4 protein-coding genes are annotated in these 6,047 nt (G+C 56.8%); 3 read left to right on the top strand and 1 reads right to left on the bottom strand.

Annotated features, from left to right (window positions below; translation table 11 throughout):
* The first annotated feature begins 382 nt into the window (after positions 1-382).
* Together CT676_RS42785 and CT676_RS42780 are read left to right on the top strand one after the other, a co-directional pair.
* Positions 383-1,228, top strand: coding sequence for a hypothetical protein (locus tag CT676_RS42785; protein WP_135217265.1), 846 nt, complete (start codon positions 383-385; stop codon positions 1,226-1,228).
* 484 nt (positions 1,229-1,712) lie between these two features.
* Positions 1,713-2,249 carry a hypothetical protein gene (locus CT676_RS42780; protein WP_085402646.1) on the top strand — a complete coding sequence of 179 codons (537 nt, stop codon included), beginning with the start codon at positions 1,713-1,715 and terminating at the stop codon, positions 2,247-2,249.
* Positions 2,250-2,422: 173 nt separating this feature from the next.
* Here CT676_RS42780 and CT676_RS42775 read toward each other — a convergent pair whose 3' ends face one another.
* The gene (locus tag CT676_RS42775; protein WP_085402645.1) at positions 2,423-3,427 is read right to left on the bottom strand and encodes an ABC transporter substrate-binding protein; all 1,005 of its coding nucleotides are present in this window, start codon (positions 3,425-3,427) and stop codon (positions 2,423-2,425) included.
* 338 nt (positions 3,428-3,765) lie between these two features.
* Here CT676_RS42775 and CT676_RS42770 point away from each other — a divergent pair, with 338 nt between their 5' ends.
* Positions 3,766-5,346: a winged helix-turn-helix domain-containing protein gene (locus tag CT676_RS42770; RefSeq protein ID WP_085402690.1), complete on the top strand. Its 1,581-nt coding sequence runs from the start codon at positions 3,766-3,768 to the stop codon at positions 5,344-5,346.
* Positions 5,347-6,047: the final 701 nt, after the last annotated feature.

Genomic DNA, 6,047 nt, shown 5'->3' with positions numbered 1-6,047 from the left:
AATGAGAACGCACGCGCGCTGATATCCATGATGGCCCGGAGCAAATGCTCCAATCAAAGGCCGGATACATTGATGCAAGACCACTCACCACCTGATCGACGAACCTCTTGCTACGCACGGCCGGACCATACATTGGGTCAGAAGCACCAGCCTGGACCTTAGCCGACGACTTCCGGTCTAGCGCCAGCTTCGGAAGTTCTCTCGTGGCGCCAAGGGGCGACATTGTCCGCGAGCGGCTGGCGCCAGAACAAATGTGAGATAGTTCATATCCGGCGCGTCGCCGACGTGTTGCCATTCCGATGTTTCCGGCGAAACTTCATTTCTTTCGCCACCGTGGCCGGTGCGTATCGCGCTACGGTTCGGGCTGTGCGGGAGGCGTTGAATGGTCAATATCAAAGTTCCTCTTAATCCAGTGCAGAAACGCGGCTTGTGGCCGCCCAAAGGCGGGCGCGAATATCCGGTCTTAGATACGGACGACTGGTGGAAAATTGCGGCGCGCGAGCACATAGATGCGTGGGCGTTAATCGAGTTCAATTTCCAAACGCACGTTCCTGAGGAGGTGAATTGGTATTTGCGAGAGCTCGTGGGTTGCCGCCACAGCCGTGACGGGGGGCGCAATTACGCGTTTATCGGGGCTGACCCGAAGCTGCGCAAAATCTATCTTCCCGCTGTGCCGCCGCCGCCCCCACCTGCACCCATACCTTGGCCCGACAAACTCAAGAAGCTCCAGTACGATGTGGAGCATTCGAACGATCCACAAAAGGAACGATTCCTCTGCATGCTCAAGGCGATGGAGAACCGCCGTGATGATCGCGTGATCTTTTGGTCCACCATAGCCCCGGGCCCCGAGTGGGTTGCTCCGCTTGGCGTTGAGGGAAGAGGGATTGGGAAAGCGTTGATCGATTCGCAGTGGCTCTATAAAAATATCAAGACTGTGCGGGATGTGGACCTTCTTCCGTATGGCAACGGGTTACCGAGAAGCGATACTTTCGTGATCAGCTTCCACAAGTATCTGTTTGAAACGGCTTCGCCTTCCATCGGCATACTGCGTGCGGCGAACGCAGAAATTGTCAAGACGCATGTCATGTTGGATCGTTGGGCGAACCAAAGCATGGGTGGAAGTGCGTCGATGCCGACGTGTTATCGCGCAATCAAAGAATTTATTCGCTTACAGGAGCAAAGTGATTACCCGTCTGTGATCAACTGCATCGTGACGACTGGCGCGTAACCAGTTCCCTGGGCGGCTGACTGCACCAATCCTCACCGCTTCAACGATTGCGGAGTCATCTGCTTCGGCGGCGTTAAGTCCACCGACACGCACCTCGCATTCGCAATTCATCACGTCAACAAAGAGATCATCGGCTGGCTGGAACCGGCGGCAAACAGCATCTCCAATTTGGTTTGATCACCTCGTCGGTGGGGCCGCTGGAGATGCAACGACACGTCGAGGTCGAGCGCTTTTTGGCGATCTTGAAGTTGATCACCAGTCAAATTTGGTCGGGGCCTGAATCGGCGGGTTGTAGCTCATCATATTGGGTACGCTGGAACGCGACCGATGTCTCAATTGGGTCAAAATGCGAAGAACTCAGAGTGAGCAAAGTCAGTCCGTTCTACCCCACCAAGCGGACCTCAATGAAAGGTGTTGCCACTTCGCTGATGGGCGAGAAGCGGACATTCCCGTTTGGAGCCTGAGTGTGCTAGCCTGAGGCACCATGCCCACACCTGCCGAAGCAGTAAGAACCTATATCTTGGCCAAGGACGGCAACCGACCGTTCTTGATGAGGCGGGCGTTCTCTGAAGACATTGCGCTCGAAATGGTGGTCAAGACCGACGCCATTTCGTTCCCCACCACGGCTTCCGGCTTGAACGCCGTGGAAGAAATTTTGGTGCGTCGTTTTGGTGTCGAATACGAGAACATCTACACGTTCTGCCTATCCCGGCCTTCCGAGACTGACCGAGCGCGCTTTCAGTGCCATTGGTTGGTGGGGATGTCCGCAAAGGCCAGCGGGCAAGCGCTGCGAGTTGGATGCGGACGTTACGACTGGCATTTCAATGAGCACGGAAAAGTGGTGAGGCTGGTGATCACCATTGAAGTCATGAAAGTCTTATCGGGCGCCGAACTCGATGGCGTGATGCGCTGGCTATCTTCGCTTCCCTATCCGTGGTGCAGTCCGTCTCAGGCTCTCCTGTCATTTCCTCCGCAGAACGACCTGCGCGAGGTTGAAGCCTACTTGAAGCAGGCTCAGTAATCTCGAACTATGATTGGCCAATAGGGTTGACGTCCCGAAGTTGAAGCTCGCCGTGTCGCCTTCGGATCAATCGCGTCACTATGGCCGCGTGCCGCTCCCTTCCGGTCTGCCCCTGTGAACGGAAATCGTCAGACTGCGCGGGCATGTCACCCGCGGGCTATAACCGGACCTGTTCACTCGATGACCTTGTCGGCGCTGGCCGAGAGTGCAGGAGAGACGGAAAGGCCCAGCTGCCTGGCCGTCTTCAAGTTGATGGACAGATCGAATTTGGTCACTTGGTAGAATGGAATATCGCCAGCTTTTGCTCCGCGGAAAATTGCGTCGATGTTGTTGGCCGCGCGCTTATACAATTCGACTAGATCAAAGGAGTAGGCCATTAGGCCCCCGGCTTCGACGGATTCGGTGAACGCGAAAATCGCCGGAAGTCTCGCGTCGGTCAGCAACTTGGCGATCAAAGCGCTGTTTTGAAAAGTTTCAGGGGAGTCGACCACCATGACTGCATTCGCGCCTTCGCCGGAAAGGCTCTCTACCGCTGCCCGCCAGTCATTTTCTTGAGCACCAACATCCAGTAGCGACACCGCGATAGGTAGGCCAGCCTCCTGGGCCGCTGCGGGGATAGGCGAATCCTTGACGAGCCCGCTGTATTGGATGTGAAGAGCGAGCAAGCCAAGTTTTGATATTGAAGGAAAGATTTCGCGCAGCAGTGCAATCCGCTTTCCATGAATTGATGGACCGGCGTCGATGCTGGCTCCCGTAAAATTTCCGCCCGGGCGAGCCAGACTTTCGGCAATCCCCAGTCGAACGGGGTCGGCAGTTATCGTTACGATTGGAATACGCGATGTCAGTTTTTTGAAGATGAGTGCGCCAGGACCACCGAGGAGAATGACGTCCGGGTTGCTGCTAACGATTTCCGTCGCCAAGGCCTCGAGGCCGGACGTGTTTTGCTCTCGTCCATAACTTTCGACTTTGAGGTTTTGTCCCTCGATCTGTCCCAACCGTCGCAGCTCGGCGAAGAGGGCTCGAGGATACCTTTTCCCGCTAAGCTCGTGCCAGTCCGCGCTCGGCTCTGACGGGACGAAAATAGCAAGAAGTTTCTTCTTGGCGCTCTCCGCCGCCGCAGCCAGCCGCGGCAATGCTACCGCACCACAAACGGCACCGAGAAAAGCACGCCGCCTCATGTTCGCCCCCTAGCCAGAGTCTAGGTCAACGCATTTTAGCGTCTAAAAGGCCATACTGAAAATCAAAGGTGGCTCTGCGATGTCCGGGTTGGGTCAAAAGCGTCGGTTTGACGCTCAGGGGCAAACTTCCGCTCTGCCGCCATCACCCGACATAGCTGCACCGCGTCAACGGAAGCGATGGGGCACGAGCGGAAGTGCCTAGCCGCTCCATATCGGCCGCCGTCGGTCATCCCTGAACGAACAGCTTACTTTTCTCTCGTCTCCGGCCTATTCTTGGTGTCCTTCTGCGATGAGCGCGTTTGGGAAGAAATGTGGTCTATCGGGCGGAGAAGACGGCCTTGCGCTATCTCTTCGAAGACTACGTATTGGACACGGACCAGCGCGAGCTGCGCTGCGGAGCCGTGCTGATTGCTACTGCGCCACAAACGTTTGACTTGCTCCTTTACCTCATTCGCAACAGGGAGCGGGTTGTCAGCAAGGACGACCTCCTCGGCGCTGTCTGGAGTGGTCGCATCGTCTCGGATGCCGCGCTCACGACGCGCATGAATGCTGCTCGCGGCGCAATTGGCGACACGGGCGAGAGACAGCGTCTGATAAGGACGATGCCCCGCAAGGGTTTCCGCTTTGTTGGCACAGTGCAGGAGGCGCAAAGGTCCACAACCGTCCCCCCTGGCCATGTGGCGCAGAACGATTATACGGCGCAGAGGTCGCTTTCACCACCTCGCCTTTCCATCGTTGTGTTGCCCTTCGTCAATCTCAGCAGCGCCCCCGAGCAGGACTACTTTGTCGATGGTGTGACCGGGAGCCTCACCACGGATTTATCACGCATCAGTGGCTCATTTGTCATCGGCCAACACACCGCGTTCACCTACAAAGGCAAATCGGTCGATGTCAGGCAGATCGGTCGTGAGTTGAATGTTCGCTACGCGCTTGAAGGCTCGGTGCAGCGTTGCGACAATCGTCTCCGGGTGAATGTTCAATTGATCGACGCGACGACGGGCAATCATTTGTGGGCCGACCGCTTCGACAAGCCCTTCGCCGATCTGCTCGATATGCAGGACGAAATCGTAGCCAGGATTGCGCGGACCTTAGACAACCAACTCATCGTGGCCGAGGCGCGTCGCGCGGCAAGAACGTTGAATCCCGATGCCATGGATCTCTATTTCCAGGGCCGCCATTCTTGCAATAGGGGGGTGACACTCGAGAATTTGACAGAAGCTCGCAATTCTTTTGAACGGGCTCTGGCGACTGATCCGCAAAATGTCGACGCCATGAGTTGGAGAGCGTTGGTCGAGACGGTGCTTGTCGCGGCGTTCTTGAAAGACAACGGGCCTCCGTATCTGGCAGCGGCAGAGACCATGGTGCTAAAGGCGCTCCGCCTCGCTCCGGACCATGCCTGGGCTCATTTCACCTTGGCCATGGTGCTCATCTATACGAACCGGACGGCCCAAGGCGTAGCTGAGTGCGAGCGAGCCTTGGCCCTGGATCGCAATTTGGCTGACGCTCACGAGATGATGGGTCAGGCCAAATTTTATATGGGTTGCGGTGCGGATACCGAGTTCCACGTCAACGAAGCACTGCGCCTTTCCCCTCGCGATATCTCCGCCTTCCGATGGATGAATACGGCGGGCTTTGCCAAGCTCCAGATCTCAGCAGACGCTGAAGCGGCCGCTTGGTGTGCCCGAGGAATCGAGGCCAACCGAAACTATCCGCTGCTGCATTTCGGGTACGCTGCAGCGCTCGCGCTTCTTGGGAGGCTGGACGAGGCGCAAGTGGCCGCCAAAACTGGACTTGCACTTGATCCAACATTTACGATCCGTCGCGTCAGAAACGTTCCAGTGCGCGGCAACGCGAATTTCGTTGCAGGAGCCAGGCGCTTGGTTAGGGGATTATACATCGCCGGAGTACCGGAGGGGTGATGCCGGCGATCAGTCTATCGCGTCACTATGGCCGCGTGCCGTTCTCTTCCGGTTTACCCCTGTGAACGGAAATCGTCGGACTGCACCGCCATGTCTCACACGGGCCAGGAGGCGACGTTCCCTGCTCGCCTCATAAGACCCGATATGACAGAGAGGCCACCATCTGAGGGCGGCCTCTGCTGCGTGCGTGAATTGGTCAGTTCTTGTACCCCATACTGCTACAGACCGCGTATTGATAGTTGGGGTTTGCACCTTGCGCCCATAACCCTTGTTTGCATTCCACGTACGTCCTGGCCTTGGCTGGCGCAAACGCCCTTATATCCGGGTCAAGCACTTTGGCATGCGCACCCGAGTAAAATATCTCTGTCGATGGAGTGTTCGGCCTCGTAGTTTTCTTCACGGCGTTGGCGGGTGCATTCGACAAGATGGCGACAGCTAAGCCCACAAGGAACAGCGAGGAAAATCTCATAGTAATGTCCTCCACAACTCCACCTCGAAGTGGGCGACTATTCAAGAGAGCTACAAGCAGTGGTGGCGTCGATTAAACATAACAACCTTATTCCCGAAGGGCAATGGACGGAGTTGCTCCAATGTCGCCTTCGGGTCTTGGGTGTGTGCAAACGGATAGGTCGGCACGCGGCCGTGGTCGCCAATCGTTGCAGGCGGCCGATGTCTCGCGTCGGAGCGTCCAATGACTGGCC

Origin of the sequence: Bradyrhizobium sp. MOS001, assembly GCF_004634465.1 — a bacterium.
GTDB classification, from domain to species: domain Bacteria; phylum Pseudomonadota; class Alphaproteobacteria; order Rhizobiales; family Xanthobacteraceae; genus Bradyrhizobium; species Bradyrhizobium barranii.
This window is presented reverse-complemented; position numbering and strand designations above follow the sequence as displayed.